Source organism: Actinophytocola sp. (genome assembly GCF_009379765.1).
Lineage (GTDB): Bacteria > Actinomycetota > Actinomycetes > Mycobacteriales > Pseudonocardiaceae > Actinophytocola.
Genome location: NZ_WHTD01000073.1, coordinates 1 through 15,766, shown reverse-complemented (window position 1 = coordinate 15,766; position 15,766 = coordinate 1). Strand labels below are relative to the sequence as shown.

Sequence of the window (15,766 nt, the reverse complement as noted above, 5' to 3'; positions counted from 1 at the left end):
TGGTTCGCTTCGTTCCTCCGCTACTCGCTGTCTTCCTCCGTGCGATGCTCGGCGCTGGCGCGCCTGCGCTTCTCCTACGTCCAGACAGCGAACGCTCCGTCACTCTCGCTCACGCGTCCAGACAGCGAACGCTCCGTCACTCCCGCTCACGTGCCCCTCACCGCCGGATCCGCGTGGGTGCGCAGGCAATGTCGCGCGCCGGAAACATAGCCGCATCACGCGGTAACACGCGCTCCCTAGCGTCGGGCACCATGCCAGCCGACACGCCGACGGACACGCACTGCCCGTACTGCGCCCTGCAGTGCGGCATGCGGCTCACCGGTGGCCGGGTCGGCCCGCGCGAGTTCCCCACCAACCGCGGCGGCCTGTGCCAGAAAGGCTGGACCGCGGCCACGCTGCTCGACTCGCCCGGCCGGCTCACCCGGCCGCTCGTCCGCCACGGCGGCGAGCTGGTGCCGGCGACCTGGGACGACGCGCTCGACCTCGTCGCCCGCCGGCTCGCCGAGACCCAGGCCGGGCACGGCCGGGACGCGGTCGCGGTCTTCGGCGGCGGCGGGCTGACCAACGAGAAGGCCTACCTGCTCGGCAAGTTCGCCCGGGTCGCGCTGGGCACCGCGACCATCGACTACAACGGCCGGTTCTGCATGTCGTCGGCGGCCGCCGCCGGCAACCGTGCGTTCGGCCTCGACCGGGGGCTGCCGTTCCCCGTGACCGACCTGACCGGTGCCGGCGCGGTGCTGCTCGCCGGCGCGAACCCCGCCGAGACGATGCCGCCGTTCATGCAGCACCTCGCCGGCGCCGAGCTGATCGTCGTCGACCCGCGCCGCTCGGCCACCGCCGAGGCCGCCGCGCTGCACCTGCAGCCGGCGCCGGGCACCGACCTCGCGCTGGCGCTCGGCATCCTGCACGCCGTCGTCGCCGGCGGGCGCCTGCGCCAGGCCTATGTGGACGACCGGACGAGCGGTTTCGCCGACGCGTGGCGGGTCGCGGCCGGGTGGTGGCCCGAGCGCGCCGAGCGGGTCACCGGCGTCGCCGCGGCCGACCAGCGCCGGGCCGCCGCGCTGCTCGCCGAGGCCGGGAACGCCTACGTGCTCACCGCCCGCGGTACCGAGCAGCACGCCACCGGCTCGGACACGGTCGGCGCGTGGATCAACCTGGCGCTCGCGCTCGGCCTGCCCGGCCGCGAGGGCTCCGGCTTCGGCTGCCTCACCGGGCAGGGCAACGGCCAGGGCGGGCGCGAGCACGGGCAGAAGGCCGACCAGCTGCCCGGCTACCGGCGCATCGACGACCCGGCCGCGCGCGCCCACGTGGCCGGGGTGTGGGGGGTCGACCCCGCGTCGCTTCCCGGTGCCGGGCCCTCGGCCTACGAGCTGCTCGACTCGTTGGGCCGCGAGGCGCGGGCGCTGCTGGTGTTCGGCAGCAACCCGGTCGTCTCCGCGCCGCACTCGGCGCACATCGCGGAAAGGCTTGCCGCGCTGGATCTTCTCGTCGTCGCGGACGTCGTGCTGTCGGAGACCGCCGCGCTCGCCGACGTCGTGCTGCCGGTCACCCAGTGGGCCGAGGAGGACGGCACGCTCACCAACCTCGAGGGCCGGATCCTCCTGCGCCGCAAGGCCGTCGACCCGCCCGCGGGAGTGCGTACCGACCTGGACGTGCTGCACGGCCTGGCGACCCGGCTGGGGCAGCCGGCCGAGCGGTTCCCGGTCGTGGCCGAGGAGGTCTTCGCCGAGCTGCGCCGCGCGTCGGCGGGCGGACCGGCCGACTACTCCGGCGTGAGCTACGACCGGCTGCGGGCCGGCGAGGCGCTGCACTGGCCGGTGCCCGGGCCCGGGCACCCCGGCACGCCGCGCGCGTTCCTCGAGTCCTTCGCCCACCCCGACGGCCGGGCCCGGTTCGTCCCGGTCGACCACGGTGGACCGGCCGAGCCGCCGGACGCCGAGTTTCCGTTGCAGGCCACCACGGGCCGGGTGCTGCAGCATTACCAGTCCGGCGCGCAGACCCGGCTCGTGGCCGAGCTGGCCGGGGCCGTGCCGGCGGCGTTCGTCGAGGTGCACCCGGACACCGCGGCCCGCGCGGGCCTGGCCGACGGCGACCTCGCCGCGGTGGCCTCCCGGCGCGGGCGCACGCACGCGACGGTGCGGCTGGTGCCGTCCCTGCGGCCGGACCTGGTGTTCCTTCCGTTCCACTTTCCCGGCGACGGCCGGGCGAACCTCCTGACCAACCCCGCGCTGGACCCGACCAGCCGGATGCCGGAGTTCAAGGTGTGCGCCGTCCGACTGTCCGCAGTGGAGTTACCGGTCGAGTTACCGGTGGAGTTATCGGTGGATGTCCCGGTGGCGGAACGCCCATGAGCCGCCACGTCGTGATCGTCGGGTACGGCATGGCCGGGGCCCGGCTCGCGGAGGAGATCCGCCGCCGCGATCCCGTGGGGGAGCGGGTGGCGGTCACGATCGTCGGCGAGGAGTCGCATCCGGCCTACAACAGGGTGCTGCTGTCGGCCGTGGTCGGCGGCGCGATGCGGCCGGACGCCGTGCACCTGCACGACGCGACCTGGGCGAGCCGGCACCACGTCACCCTGCGCACCGGCACCGCCGTGGTGTCCGTGGACCGCGACCGCCGCCGGGTGAGCCTCGCCGACGAGTCCACAGTGGACTACGACACCCTGGTGCTGGCGACCGGGAGCAAGCCGTGGATCCCGCCGACCGAGGGCCTGCTGACCGAGGACGGCCTGGCGCCGGGTGCGGTCGCGTTCCGGACCCTCGACGACTGCGCCCAGATCCTCGACGCGTCCCGCCCCGGCGCGCCGGTCGCCGTGCTGGGCGGCGGCCTGCTGGGCCTGGAGGCCGCCCGCGGCCTCGCCGAGCGCGGGAACCTCGTGACGGTGGTGCACCCGGTCGGCCACCTGATGGAGCGCCAGCTCGACCCCGCCGCGGGCGCGGTGCTCGCCGCCACGCTCGCCAAGCTGGGCATCGAGGTCCGCCTCGGCGTGCTGGCCGCCCGGTACGTCCCCGGCGACGGCCTGAAGCTCGCCGACGGCACCCAGGTCCCGGCCGACCTGGTCGTCGTGTCCGCGGGCGTGCGCCCGTCGACCGACCTCGCGGCCGCCGCCGGCCTGGACGTCGGCCGCGGCGTCCGCGTCGACGACGCGCTGCGCACGAGCGACCCGCGGGTCCACGCGATCGGTGACTGCGCCGAGCACCCCGGAACCGTGTCGGGCCTGGTCCAGCCGGCGTGGGAGCAGGCCGAGGTGCTGGCCGCCCTGCTCACCGGCGCCGACCCCGCGGCCCGCTACCGCGGCACCCCCGTGGTCACCCGGCTCAAGGCCCGCGACATCGACCTCGCGGCCCTGGGGGACCTGGCCGACGACCCGGACGACGGTGCGGAGGTCCTGCTCCTGCAGGACATCACCCGCGGCCGCTACGCCAAGCTCGTCCTGCGCGACGAGCGGGTGATCGGTGCGATCCTGCTCGGCTCCCCGGACGCCGCCGCGATGATCACCCAGCTGTACGACCGCGGCATCCCGGCCCCGTCGGACCGCCTGGCGCTGCTGCTGGGCCGCGCCCTGCCGCCGGGCTCCGCGGTGAACCCGGCGGACCTGCCCGCGTCGGCCACGGTCTGCCGCTGCAACACGGTCAGCAAGCGCCAGCTGGTGACCGCCTGGCGCACCGGCGCCCGCACCCCCGCGGATCTTGCGTCGGCCACCCGGGCCACCACAGGATGCGGTGGCTGCAAGGACGCGGTCCGCGGCATAGCCGACTGGCTGGCCGGCACGGATGCCTGAACCCCGATGGAGGAACACGTGACCGTCGATACAGAAACCGGGCCGACGACCCCGGCGGCCCGCCGCGGCGGGCGGTGGATCGACGACTGGGACCCCGACGACGAGCGGTTCTGGGAAGCCACCGGCAAGCGGATCGCCCGCAAGAACCTCGTCTTCTCGATCTTCGCCGAGCATCTCGGGTTCGCCGTCTGGGTGCTGTGGTCCGTCGTCGTGCTGAACCTCGCGAACGTCGGGCTCACCATGACCCTCGCGGAGACGTTCTGGCTCACCGCGATCCCCAACCTCATCGGCTCCGCGCTGCGCATCCCCTACACGTTCGCGGTGCCGCGGTTCGGCGGGCGGCTCTGGACCGGCGTCAGCGCGGCGCTGCTGCTGATCCCGGCGGTGCTGCTCGCGACCGTCGTCCCGAGCGGGTGGCTCGCCGGCCAGACCCACGACACGCAGTTCTGGGTCCTCTTCGCGTGCGCGGCGACCGCGGGCTTCGGCGGCGGCAACTTCTCCTCGTCGATGGCCAACATCTCCTTCTTCTACCCCGAGCGCAAGAAGGGCTTCGCGCTCGGGCTCAACGCGGCCGGCGGCAACCTCGGCGTCGCCGTGGTGCAGCTGGTCGTGCCGCTCGTGGTGATCATCGGCGTGCCGGCCGCGGCCGCGCGGCTGCCGCAGCACGAGGTGCACCTCGGCTACGCGGGCCTCATCTGGATCCCGTTCGTGGTGGCCGCGGCGGTCTGCGCGTGGCTGTTCATGGACAGCCTGACCCAGGCGAGGTCCGACGCGCGGTCCTACGTGACCGCGTTGCGGCACGGGCAGACCTGGGTCATGTCGATCCTCTACATCGGCACGTTCGGCTCGTTCATCGGCTACTCGTTCGCGTTGCCGCTGGTCATCAAGAACACCTTCCCCGAGTTCCTCGCGGCCAACCCGTTCATCGCCACCTACCTCGCCGGCCTCGGCTTCATGGGCGCGCTGATCGGCTCGGTGTCCCGCCCGTTCGGCGGGTGGCTGTCGGACCGGATCGGCGGCGCCCGGGTGACGCTGTGGTGCTTCCTCGGCATGGGCGTGTTCACCGCGCTCGCGATCGTCGGCGTGAACGCGCACAGCTTCGCGCTGTTCTTCGGCGCCTACATGGTGATCTTCATGCTGTCCGGGGCGGGCAACGGCTCCACCTACCGGATGATCCCAGTCATCTTCGGCGAGCTCGGCCGCAAGGAGGCCGCGGAGAAGGGCCTGGCGCCGGGTGCGACCGCGCTGAAGTTCAAGCGCGAGGCCGCCGCGGTGATCGGCATCGCGGGCGCGATCGGCGCGTTCGGCGGCTTCCTGATCCAGGTCGTCTTCCGCCAGGCGAGCCTCGGGGTCACCGCGAAGGTGGCTGCCGCGGACACCGTCGAGGACAAGCTCGCGGTGGCGCAGGCCAACGACGACTGGTCCACCTCGGCGCTGTGGGTGTTCCTCGCCGGCTACGTGGTCTTCGCGGCGATGACCTGGTTCTACTACCTGCGCAGGTCGTTCGCGGTCGCTCGGGTCCGGAGCCTCGCGCATGCGGGCATCTGACCGGCCGCTGACCTGCGCGGTGAGTCATCCGTAACGGTGGCGAAACGGCACCGACCCGGCGCCGACACGGCCGCCACCGAGCATGAGGCCGAGCGAGGAAGGGGAGTGGGCATGATGCGCAGGCTCGTCGTGGTCGGCCACGGCATGGTCGGCCACCGGCTGGTCCAGGCCGTGCGGGACCGCGACCTCCGTGGCGAGTGGCGGGTCGACGTGTTCGCCGAGGAGCCGCGGCCCGCCTACGACCGGGTCGCCCTCACGTCCTATGTGGACTCCTGGGACGCGGCGTCGCTCGAGCTCGACGGCGCCTCGTTCGCCGGCGACGAGCACGTCGCGCCGCACCTCGGCGACCCGGTCGTGGCGATCGACCGGACCGCGCGCACCGTGACCTCCGCGCGCGGGCTGGTGCGGGCCTACGACGCGCTCGTGCTCGCCACCGGCTCGTACCCGTTCGTGCCGCCGGTGCCCGGCCACGACCTGCCCGGCTGCCACGTCTACCGCACGATCGACGACCTGGACGGCATCCGTGCCGGCGTCGTCGAGAGGGCTGCCGCGCGGAGGCCGCAGGGCCGCCGGGCCGCGCTCGTGGTCGGCGGTGGGCTGCTCGGCCTGGAGGCGGCGAAGGCGCTGCGGGACATGGGCCTGTCCCCGCACGTGGTCGAGCTCGCCCCGTGGCTCATGCCGATGCAGGTCGACGAGGGCGGCGGCGCGCTGCTGCGCAGGCTGGTCGAGAGCCTGGACGTCACCGTGCACGCCGGCACCGGCACCGACGCCATCGAGCAGGACGGCTCGCGGCTGCTCGCGCGGCTGGGCAACGGCACCGAGCTCGACGTCGACCTCGTCGTGTTCTCCGCGGGTGTCCGGCCGCGCGACGACCTGGCCCGGGCGGCCGGCCTGGACATCGGCGAGCGCGGCGGCATCCTCGTCGACGATGCCTGCCGCACCAGCGATCCGGACGTCTTCGCGGTCGGCGAGTGCGCCTGCGTGCACGGCCGGGTCTACGGCCTGGTCGCGCCCGGCAACGCGATGGCCGAGGTGGTCGCCGACCGGCTGCTCGGCGGCGACGCGATGTTCGCCGCCGCCGACACGTCCACCAAGCTGAAGCTCCTCGGCGTGGACGTCGGCAGCTTCGGCGACGCGCACGGCAGGACCGAGGGCGCGCTGGAGGTCGTGCTCAACGACGCCGTCGCCGGCTCGTACAAGAAGCTCGTGCTCTCCGACGACGCCGGCACGCTGCTCGGCGGCGTCCTCGTCGGCGACGCCACCGCGTACGCCACGCTGCGCCCGCTGGTCGGCCGGCCGCTGCCGGGCGACCCGGCCGCGCTGATCTCCCCGGCCGGCGCCACCGTGGGGGTCGGCGCGCTGCCGGCCGACGCGCAGGTCTGCTCGTGCCACGCGGTCACCCGCGGCGCCGTCGACAGTGCGATCGAAGCAGCGATCGCCGAGGGCTGCGCGGACGTGCCGGCGCTCAAGACGTGCACCAAGGCGGGCACCGGCTGCGGCTCGTGCGTGCCGATGCTCAAGCAGCTGCTCGGCGCGGCCGGCGTCGGGCAGTCCACCGCGCTGTGCGAGCACTTTCCGCAGAGCAGGGCGGAGCTGTTCGAGATCGTGCGGTCCACCGGGATCACGACGTTCAGCGAGCTGGTCGCGCGGCACGGCACCGGCCGCGGCTGCGACATCTGTAAGCCCGCGGTCGCGTCGATCCTGGCCTCGCTCGGCGGTGGGCACGTGCTCGACGGCGAGCAGGCGACCTTGCAGGACACCAACGACCACTTCCTCGCCAACATCCAGCGCAACGGCACCTACTCGGTCGTGCCGCGCATCCCCGGCGGCGAGATCACCCCTGAGCGGTTGATGGTGATCGCCCAGGTCGCGCAGGACTTCGGGCTGTACACCAAGATCACCGGCGGGCAGCGGATCGACCTGTTCGGCGCCACGGTCGAGGCGCTGCCCGAGATCTGGCGCCGGCTGGTGGACGTGGGCTTCGAGTCCGGCCACGCGTACGGCAAGGCGCTGCGCACGGTGAAGTCCTGCGTGGGCAGCACCTGGTGCCGCTACGGCGTGCAGGACTCGGTGACGATGGCGATCGACCTGGAGCTGCGCTACCGCGGGCTGCGCTCGCCACACAAGATCAAGGCCGGGGTGTCCGGCTGCGCGCGGGAGTGCGCGGAGGCGCGGAGCAAGGACTTCGGCGTGATCGCCACCGAGCACGGCTGGAACCTCTACGTCGGCGGCAACGGCGGCTTCTCGCCCCGGCATGCCGAGCTGCTGGTGTCCGATGTGGACGACGAGACACTGGTCCGGCTGATCGACCGGTTCCTGATGTTCTACGTGCGCACGGCCGACCGGCTGCAGCGCACCGCGGCGTGGGTCGAGGCGATGGACGGCGGCGTCGACCACCTGCGGGACGTGATCCTGCACGACAGCCTCGGCATCTGCGCCGACCTGGACGCGGCCATGGCCACGCACGTCGAGTCCTACTCCGACGAGTGGCGCGGCGTGCTGGACGACCCGGTCAAGCTCGCCAGGTTCACCTCGTTCGTCAACGCGCCGGGCATGCCCGACCCGAGCGTGTCCTTCCGTTCGGAGCGGGGCCAGCGGGTGCCGCTCGGCATACCGGAGGTCAGCCGATGACCGCACTCTCGACCTGGACGGCCGTGTGCGCGCTGTCCGACCTGCTGCCCGGCCGCGGGGTGGCGGCGCTGCTGCCCGACGGCGCGCAGATCGCCCTGTTCCGCGCCGACGAGCTCCACGCCGGGACATACGCACTGTCCAATGTGGACCCGTTCAGCGGGGCGGCGGTGCTCTCCCGGGGCATCGTCGGCGACCTGGGCGGGGCGCCGGTGGTCGCGTCGCCCATGCACAAGCAGCACTTCGACCTGCGCTCCGGCGTGTGCGTGGAGGACGGGTCGGCGTCGGTCCGCGTCTACCCCGTGCGAGTCGCCGACGGTGTGCTGATGGTGGGGGCGGCTCCGCCTCCCCGGAATTAACCCTTGTGGTCACCGTGGGTTGGTGCCGTCCGGTTCGGTGCGTACCGGTGGCTGGGTCGCGTCCCGTTCCCCTTGGGCGCGATTGGCGAGCACGCGGTTCGTGCAGGTTCCCCGCTGCTCGACCAGCTGAGGTAGAACAAGGAGTGTCGTGACCGGTGATGTCGCGCTGTTGGCCGGGTTCACGGTCGGGGTGACCGCGGCCCGCCGCGCGGACGAGCTGGGTGCCCTGCTGGAGCGTCGTGGCGCCACCGTCGTGCAGGGGCCGGCGATCCGGATCGTGCCGCTGGCCGACGACGCGGACCTGCTGCGGGCCACCCGGAGCCTGCTGGCCGCACCGGTGGACGTCGCGGTGGCGACGACCGGGATCGGCTTCCGCGGGTGGGTCGAGGCCGCCGAGGGATGGGGGCTCGGCGACGCGTTGCTGTCCGCGCTCGGCGCGGCCGCGGTGCTGACCCGTGGCCCGAAGGCGAAGGGCGCGGTCCGTGCGGCCGGCCTGGTCGAGCGGTGGTCACCGGAGTCCGAGTCGAGCGCCGAGGTGCTCGACCACCTGCTGGCCGCGGGGGTGGCCGGCAAGCGGATCGCGGTGCAGCTGCACGGCGAGCCGCTGCGTGACTTCGTCGACCAGCTCCGCGCCGCCGGTGCCGACGTCCTGGAGATCCCGGTGTACCGCTGGACCGCACCCGCGGACCCCGCGCCGCTGGAGCGGTTGCTGGGCGCGGTGCTGGCCGGCCAGGTGGACGCGCTGACCTTCACGAGCGCCCCGGCCGCGGCGAGCGTGCTGCGCGCGGCCGAGGACGCCGGCCGGTTGGTGCCGCTGCTGGAGATGCTGCGCTACCGGGTGCTGGTGGTGTGCGTCGGTCCGATCACCGCGGCGCCGATGCAACGGGTCGGCGTGCCGGTGATCCAACCGCACCGGGCGCGGATCGGCGCGCTGGTCCGGGAGCTCGCGGTGGCGCTGCCCGCCAGAGCCGTCCGGGTGTGCATCGGCGAGAGCGTGCTGGAGCTGCGCGGCCAGGCGGCCCTGGTGGACGGCGAGCTCCGCCCGGTCCCGCCCGCGCCGATGGCCGTGCTGCGTGCGTTGGCCGGCAGCCCCGGCCGGGTCCTGTCCCGCCCGGTCCTCGGCGGGGTGCTGCGCCGCCACTCCGGCCGACTCGACGCGGTCGACGAGCACGCGGTGGAGACCACGATCGGCCGCCTGCGCTCGGCGCTGGGGACCGCGGAGCTGGTGCAGACGGTCGTGAAGCGGGGCTACCGGCTCGCCGTCCCGGTGCCGTGACCCTGCTCCTGGTGGCCCACGGCACCCGCGACCCGGCGGGCGCCGAGGTGGTCGGCGCCCTGGCCGCCCAGGTCCGGACCCGGCTCCCCGGCGTGCGGGTGGCGGTGGCGTTCGCCGACGTCCGCGGCCCGAACGTGACCACGGCCCTCCGCAACGCCCGGGACCCGCGAGTCCAACGTCCGGGACCCGCGAGTCCAACGCTCCGGACCCGCGAGTCCGCCGTCGCGGCACCGGTGGTCGTCGTGCCGGCGTTCCTCGCCGCCGGCTACCACGTCCGCGTCGACCTCCCCGAACAGGTTCGGCGCAGCGGGCGACCCGCCGTGCTCACCCCGTGCCTCGGCCCGGCGCTGGTCGAGGTCGCCCATGCGCGGCTCGTCGAGGCAGGTTGGCGTCGGGGCGACCCGGTCGTGTTCGCCGCCGCGGGGTCCTCGGACCCGCGGGCGCTCGCCGAGGTCGTCGAGGCGGCCGAGCTGCTCGGCGCCAGCACCGGCGGCCCGGTCCGGGTCGGCTACGCGGCCACCGCGCGCCCGCGGATCGGTGACGTCGTGGCCGGCGTGGCCGGCGTGGCCGGCGTGGCCGGCGTGGGCGGCGTAAGCGGCGCGGGCGGCCGGGTGGCGGTGGCGTCCTGGCTCCTCGCCCCGGGCCGGTTCCAGCGCGTCCTCGCCGCGAGCGGTGCGGCGGTGGTGGCCGAGCCGCTGGGTGCCCACCCGTTGGTGGCCGACCTCGTCGTCCGGCGGTACCGGGCGGGAATAATTGATGGTGCAACTACCTTGGTCGGAGCATAGGCTTTCGAGCACCTGACCAAGGAGGCGTCATGCCGGCGATCACCGCGGACACGCTCACCCTGCCCCGCCTGCCCGAGCTGTCCGCCCCGGACACCCACTGGCGCGGCGTGCACCGGATCGTCACCGCCCAGCGGTTCCTCGAGGGCGAGGGCTTCCAGGTCCGCCGGCCGTTCCCGGGCGTCGACCTGTCGATGGCCGACCCGTTCCTGCTGCTGGACCACATGGGCGCGGTCGAGTACGGCCCCGGCGAGGCGAAGGGCGCGCCGTGGCACCCGCACCGCGGCTTCGAGACCGTGACCTACATGATCGACGGCGCCTTCGAGCACACCGACTCGATCGGCGGCGGCGGGCTCATCACCGACGGCTCGACCCAGTGGATGACCGCCGGCGCCGGCATCCTGCACAACGAGGTGCCGCCGCAGGACATGGTCGCGAAGGGCGGCCTGTTCCACGGCGTGCAGCTGTGGGTCAACCTGCCGCGTGACAAGAAGATGATCACCCCGCGCTACCAGGACATCGGCGCCCGCGACGCCACCCTGCTCGCCGGCGACGACGGCGGCGCGCTGGTCCGGGTGATCGCCGGTTCGCTGGACGGCCACGACGGTCCCGGCGTGACGTACAGCCCGATCACCTACCTGCACGCGACGGTCAGCCCGGGCGCGCGGCTGGCGATGCCGTGGCCGGCGGACTACAACGCGCTGGTCTACGTGCTGTCCGGCCGCGGCACGGTGGGCCCGGAGCACCGGCCGGTCGAGGAGGGCCAGCTGGCGGTGTTCACCCACGGCGAGGCCCTGACCATGCGGGCGGCGGACACGCAGCCGGCCGACTCGCCGACGGGCTGGGAGATCCTGGTGCTGGGCGGTGCTCCGATCAACGAGCCGGTGGCGCGCTACGGCCCCTTCGTGATGAACACCCGCGAGGAGATCGTCACCGCGTTCGAGGACTTCCAGGCCGGCCGCCTCGGCCAGATCCCCGCGGACCACCTGGCCCACCGCACCACCGCCGACGACCCCCGCTGACCCCACCCCGCGAGTCCAACCCCCAGAACCCGCGAGTCCAACGCTCAGAACCCGCGAGTCCAACGCTCGGAACCCGCGAGTCCAATGGTCAGGACCCGCGAGTCCAACGCTCAGGACCCGCGGGTCGGGAGTGGGGACTCGCGGGGTCTACAGGGCGCGGAGGGTGGGGTGGGGCTCGGCGGCCTCGCGGCTGATGGCGTCCAGGGCGGTCTGGGAGGCGGCGTCCGCGGCGCGGTAGATGATCAGCCGCTGGTCCGGCTCGCCGAGCGGGTTGAGCACCTCGAAGTCGATCGCGAGCGGGCCGACCCTGGGGTGGTGCAAGCGTTTGCGCCCGCGGCCGTTGACCCGGACGTCGCGCCGCTCCCACAGGGCCGCGAACTCCGGGCTGTGCACGGTCAGCTCACCGACCAGGTCGACGAGTGACTCGTCGTCCGGCCGGGCCGCCCACGCCGCGCGCAGGTCGGCGATGCCCTCGCTGATCACCCGCTCCCGCTCCCGGTAGAACTCGCGCATCGCCGGGTGGCACAGGCACAGCCACATCGTGTTGCGCTGCTCGACCGGCAGCGCGCCGAAGTCCAGCATCAGCCCGGCCATCTCCTCGTTCCAGGCCAGGATGTCGAAGCGGTGGTCGATCAGCATCGCCGGCAGCGGCGAGAGGTCCACGACCAGCCGGGCCGCCGCCGGGTCGGCGGTCGAGCGGCTGCGCGCCGGGCGCTGCCGGGCCAGGTCGAACAGGTAGGCCCGCTCGTCGTTGTCGAGCCGCAGGCTGGGAACCATGACCTTCGGGTCGGACTGGGGCTGGGGCGCGGACAAGGCGGAGGCGCGCCGCATCTTCGACACCTACCTCGACCGCGGCGGCAACGTCGTCGACACCGCCAACCAGTACACCAACGGCTCGGCCGAGCGGCTGCTCGGCGAGTTCGCGGGCGACCGGCGCGACCGGCTGGTGATCGCGACCAAGTACACGATGACCACCCGCCCCGGCGACCCGAACTCGGGCGGGAACCACCGCAAGAGCCTGGTCAACTCCGCCGAGGAGAGCCTGCGCCGGCTGAACACCGACTACATCGACCTCCTCTACCTGCACTCCTGGGACGCCACCACGCCGGTGGAGGAGGTCCTGCGCGCGATGGATGACCTCGTGCGTGCCGGGAAGGTGCTCTACCTCGGCATGTCCGACATCCCGGCCTGGCAGGTCTCCCCCATGCAGGCGATCTCCGACCTGCGTGGCTGGACGCCGCTGGTGGCGCTGCAGATCGAGTACAGCCTCATCGAGCGGACCGTCGAACGCGACCTGATCCCGATGGCGCGTGCGATGGGCCTCGGGGTGCTCCCGTGGTCACCGCTGGGCAGCGGGGTGCTGGCCGGCAAGTACACGCACGCGGACCTGGACATCGGCGGCGGGTCGGCGTCGGCCGCGGGCTCGCGCAAGAACGTGGCCGCGGCGAACGGCGCGCTGACCGAGCGCGGGCTGGCCATCGCCGAGGTGGTCAAGGAGGTCGCCACCGAGCTGGAGACGACGCCGTCCCGGGTCGCGCTGGCCTGGACGCTGCGCAACGCGGCGGTGACCTCGCCGATCGTCGGGGCGCGCACGGTCGCGCAGCTCGAGGACAACCTGGGTGCGCTCGACGTGCGGCTCGCCGAGCACCACGTGGCGAACCTGGAGAAGGCGAGTGCGATCGAGCTCGGCTTCCCGCACGACTTCCTGGCCCGCCCGATGACCCGCGGCGTGACGTTCGGCGACGTGGTGGTTCAGGGACGCCAGCGGTAGGTGCGCATGCTCACCCGCTGACCGTCGGCCAGCACGCCCTCGGCCCGGAGCAGCTCGAGCTGCTTGTGGACCAGGTGCGGTGCCGGCGTCCCGTCCGAACGCAGCACGCGGTACCAGGGCAGGTCGTGGCCGTCCTCACTCAGGATCCGGCCGATGAGCCGGGGCGTCGACGCCCCGGCCATCGCCGCGATGTCGCCGTAGGAGGCCACCCGGCCGGCGGGGATCGACGCGATCACCTCGCGGACCCGCTCGTGCAGCTCCTCGTCCACAGCGCAAGTATGCCGGGCCGGTGTGCCGGCGTGCCGGTGCACGCCCGAGCGGGCCGCCGTGTTTTCATCGTCCGCGTGGTCACCACGGCTCCCCGGCTCGTCCGCCGGCCGGTGGCACCCCGACGGCCCTTCCGGTGGTATGCCGCGGCCCGGCGCGTGCTCGACGGCGCCGAAGGCTTCGTCCGGGTCCTCGGCGGTCCCGGCACCGGCAAGACCACGCTGCTCACCGAGGTCGCCGCGGACCGCATCCTGCGCGGCGGCGTCGATCCCGAGCAGCTCCTCGTCATCGCGGCCAACCGGCGCGCCGCCACCGAGGTCCGCGAGGCCATCACCGCGCGCCTGACCCAGGGCGACAGCCCGGACATCCGCACGATCCGCGAGCCGCTCGTCCGCACCGTCCACTCCTACGCCTTCTCCGTCCTGCGCCTGCACGCCGCCATGCGTGACGTGCCCGGCCCGCGCCTGCTGTCCGGGCCCGAGCAGGATGCCGTCGTCCGCGAGCTGCTGGCCGGCGACGTCGAGGACGAGGCCCGCTACTGGCCCGACCGCCTACGGCCCGCGCTCGGCGTGCCCGGGTTCGGCGAGGAGCTGCGCGACCTCATGCTCCGCGCCGCCGAGCGCGGGCTCGGGCCGGAGGACCTCATCAGGATCGGCCGGGACGCCAAGCGCGAGGAGTGGGTGGCCGCCGGCAAGTTCGCCCGGCAGTACGAGCAGGTCACCCTCCTCGCCGGCGCCGCGGACAGCGCCGTCGCCCAGGAGAGCGCGCCCGCGCTGGACGCCGCGGAGCTCGTCGCGAGCGCCCTGCTGGCCTTCGAGACCGACGCCGACCTGCTCGCCGGCGAGCGCGACCGGGTCCGCTACCTGCTCGTCGACGACGCCCAGCACCTCGACCCGCTGCAGTACCGGCTGCTGGCCCGGCTCGGCTTCGCGGCCAAGGAGTTCGTCCTCGCCGGCGACCCGGACCAGGCCGTCTTCTCCTTCCGCGGCGCCGACCCCCGGCTGCTGTCCGACACCCGGCCCGACGGCGGCACCGTCGTCCTGCGCGCCACGCACCGGATGGCGCCCGCGGTCCGCCAGGCCGTCGCCCGCCTCGCCGCCCGGCTGCCCGGCGCCTCGCCGCAGCGGCTCACCCTCGACGTCGACGAGCCACGGGTCGAGAGCTCCCCCGAGAACGGTGCGGTGACCGTCTGCCTGCACGCCACCGACGCCGCCGAGGCGGCGTGGGCCGCGGACCAGCTGCGCCGCGCCCACCTCATCGACGGCGTCGGCTGGTCGAAGATGGCCGTGCTCGTCCGCTCGGCCACCCGCTCGGTCCCGGTCCTGCAGCGCGCGCTGGCCTCCGCCGGCGTGCCCGTGGCGACCGACGCCGACGAGCTGCCGCTGGCCCGCCAGCCCGCCGTCCGCCCGTTCCTCGAGCTGCTGCGCGTCGCGGCCAACCCGTACCTGCTCGACCCCGCCCGCGCGGAGCTGCTGCTGGCCTGCCAGCTCGGCGGTGCCGACCCGCTGGCCCTGCGCCGGTTGCGCCGGGGCCTTCGCCGGCTCGAGCTCGCCGCGGGCCACGACCGGTCCAGCGACGACCTGCTCGTCGAGGTGCTGAACGAGGACGACAAGCTCGCCGCGCTGGACGACTCCGAGGCCGTGAGTGTCCGGCGGGTGGCGGGCCTGCTGACGACCGCCCGGCAGGCCATCGCCGACAACGTCGGCATCGAGCAGGTGCTCTGGCTGGTGTGGCAGCAGAGCGGGCTCGAGGCGCGCTGGGTCGCCCAGTCCCAGCGCGGCGGGACCCTCGGCGCGCAGGCGGACCGTGACCTCGACGCGATCGTCGGCCTCTTCCACGCCGCGGGCCGCTACGCCGACCGGCTGCCCGGCGCCGGGGTCACCGGGTTCGCCGACTTCCTTGCCGCGCAACGGATCGTGGGTGACTCGCTCGCGCCGTCCGCGCAGCGCGGCGAGGCCGTCTCGGTCATCACCGCGCACGCCGCGGTCGGTCGCGAGTGGACGGTCGTGGCCGTGCTCGGCGTGCAGGAGGGCACCTGGCCGGACCTGCGGCTGCGCGGCTCGCTGCTCGGTGTGGAGCGGCTGACCGACCTGCTGTCCGGAGTGGACGGTGAGGCGCTGTCCGCGACCGCGCCGCTGCTGGCCGAGGAGCGCAGGCTGCTGCTGGTGGCGGCCAGCCGGGCGCGGCACACCCTGCTGCTGTCGGCCATCCGCGGCGAGGACGAGCAGCCGTCCCGGTTCCTGGCCGAGCTCGCCGGCGGTGACGTCGAGGAGGCGGTCCGCCCGGCCGCGCTCGGCGGCCCGCGCCGCGCGCTCGTGCTCGCCGACCTGGT

12 protein-coding genes are annotated in these 15,766 nt (G+C 74.3%); 10 read left to right on the top strand and 2 right to left on the bottom strand.

What is annotated here, in order from left to right; all coding sequences use genetic code 11:
* Positions 1–251 precede the first annotated feature (251 nt).
* The 8 genes from GEV28_RS22035 to GEV28_RS22000 all read left to right on the top strand — a co-directional run bounded on the left by GEV28_RS22035 (position 252) and on the right by GEV28_RS22000 (position 11,396).
* Positions 252–2,351, top strand: coding sequence for a molybdopterin oxidoreductase family protein (locus GEV28_RS22035; RefSeq protein WP_291414009.1), 2,100 nt, complete (start codon positions 252–254; stop codon positions 2,349–2,351).
* Complete coding sequence (locus GEV28_RS22030) at positions 2,348–3,781, top strand: FAD-dependent oxidoreductase (protein WP_291414008.1); 1,434 nt, start codon at positions 2,348–2,350, stop codon at positions 3,779–3,781. The genes GEV28_RS22035 and GEV28_RS22030 overlap by 4 nt, the downstream gene beginning before the upstream one ends.
* Positions 3,782–3,799: 18 nt before the next feature.
* Positions 3,800–5,329, top strand: coding sequence for an MFS transporter (locus GEV28_RS22025; protein WP_291414007.1), 1,530 nt, complete (start codon positions 3,800–3,802; stop codon positions 5,327–5,329).
* Positions 5,330–5,443: 114 nt separating this feature from the next.
* Positions 5,444–7,960 carry a nitrite reductase large subunit NirB gene (gene nirB, locus GEV28_RS22020; protein WP_291414033.1) on the top strand — a complete coding sequence of 839 codons (2,517 nt, stop codon included), beginning with the start codon at positions 5,444–5,446 and terminating at the stop codon, positions 7,958–7,960.
* A complete protein-coding gene (gene nirD, locus GEV28_RS22015; RefSeq protein ID WP_291414006.1) occupies positions 7,957–8,316 on the top strand; it encodes a nitrite reductase small subunit NirD in 360 nt (119 codons plus the stop codon). The genes nirB and nirD overlap by 4 nt, the downstream gene beginning before the upstream one ends.
* A 148-nt stretch (positions 8,317–8,464) precedes the next feature.
* Positions 8,465–9,592 carry a uroporphyrinogen-III synthase gene (locus GEV28_RS22010; RefSeq protein ID WP_291414005.1) on the top strand — a complete coding sequence of 376 codons (1,128 nt, stop codon included), beginning with the start codon at positions 8,465–8,467 and terminating at the stop codon, positions 9,590–9,592.
* Complete coding sequence (locus GEV28_RS22005) at positions 9,589–10,377, top strand: sirohydrochlorin chelatase (protein WP_291414004.1); 789 nt, start codon at positions 9,589–9,591, stop codon at positions 10,375–10,377. Before GEV28_RS22010 ends, GEV28_RS22005 begins: the two co-directional genes overlap by 4 nt.
* A 29-nt stretch (positions 10,378–10,406) precedes the next feature.
* Positions 10,407–11,396, top strand: a complete 990-nt coding sequence (locus tag GEV28_RS22000; protein ID WP_291414003.1) for a pirin family protein — start codon at positions 10,407–10,409, stop codon at positions 11,394–11,396.
* A 147-nt stretch (positions 11,397–11,543) separates the two neighbouring features.
* Here the strand turns inward: GEV28_RS22000 and GEV28_RS21995 are convergent, their stop codons facing one another.
* Positions 11,544–12,173, bottom strand: coding sequence for a transcriptional regulator (locus tag GEV28_RS21995; RefSeq protein ID WP_291414002.1), 630 nt, complete (start codon positions 12,171–12,173; stop codon positions 11,544–11,546).
* Here GEV28_RS21995 and GEV28_RS21990 point away from each other — a divergent pair.
* Positions 12,172–13,167, top strand: a complete 996-nt coding sequence (locus GEV28_RS21990; protein ID WP_367115160.1) for an aldo/keto reductase — start codon at positions 12,172–12,174, stop codon at positions 13,165–13,167. The genes GEV28_RS21995 and GEV28_RS21990 overlap by 2 nt on opposite strands.
* Here the strand turns inward: GEV28_RS21990 and GEV28_RS21985 are convergent.
* Positions 13,149–13,436, bottom strand: coding sequence for an MGMT family protein (locus tag GEV28_RS21985; protein ID WP_291414000.1), 288 nt, complete (start codon positions 13,434–13,436; stop codon positions 13,149–13,151). The two genes, GEV28_RS21990 and GEV28_RS21985, sit on opposite strands and share 19 nt — an antisense overlap.
* Positions 13,437–13,511: 75 nt before the next feature.
* On the opposite strand from GEV28_RS21985, the gene GEV28_RS21980 reads away from it, so the two are divergent.
* Positions 13,512–15,766 (top strand): ATP-dependent helicase (locus tag GEV28_RS21980; protein ID WP_291413999.1); only part of this gene is annotated, 2,255 nt, incomplete at its 3' end.

What these genes read in the sequence shown, in the direction of transcription:
- GEV28_RS22035 (WP_291414009.1), top strand. Translation starts at nt 252, where the DNA reads ATGCCAGCCGACACGCCGACGGACACGCACTGCCCGTACTGCGCCCTG.
- GEV28_RS22030 (WP_291414008.1), top strand. Translation starts at nt 2,348, where the DNA reads ATGAGCCGCCACGTCGTGATCGTCGGGTACGGCATGGCCGGGGCCCGG.
- nirB (WP_291414033.1), top strand. Translation starts at nt 5,444, where the DNA reads ATGCGCAGGCTCGTCGTGGTCGGCCACGGCATGGTCGGCCACCGGCTG.
- nirD (WP_291414006.1), top strand. Translation starts at nt 7,957, where the DNA reads ATGACCGCACTCTCGACCTGGACGGCCGTGTGCGCGCTGTCCGACCTG.
- GEV28_RS22000 (WP_291414003.1), top strand. Translation starts at nt 10,407, where the DNA reads ATGCCGGCGATCACCGCGGACACGCTCACCCTGCCCCGCCTGCCCGAG.
- GEV28_RS21990 (WP_367115160.1), top strand. Translation starts at nt 12,172, where the DNA reads ATGACCTTCGGGTCGGACTGGGGCTGGGGCGCGGACAAGGCGGAGGCG.
- GEV28_RS21995 (WP_291414002.1), bottom strand. Translation starts at nt 12,173, where the DNA reads ATGGTTCCCAGCCTGCGGCTCGACAACGACGAGCGGGCCTACCTGTTC.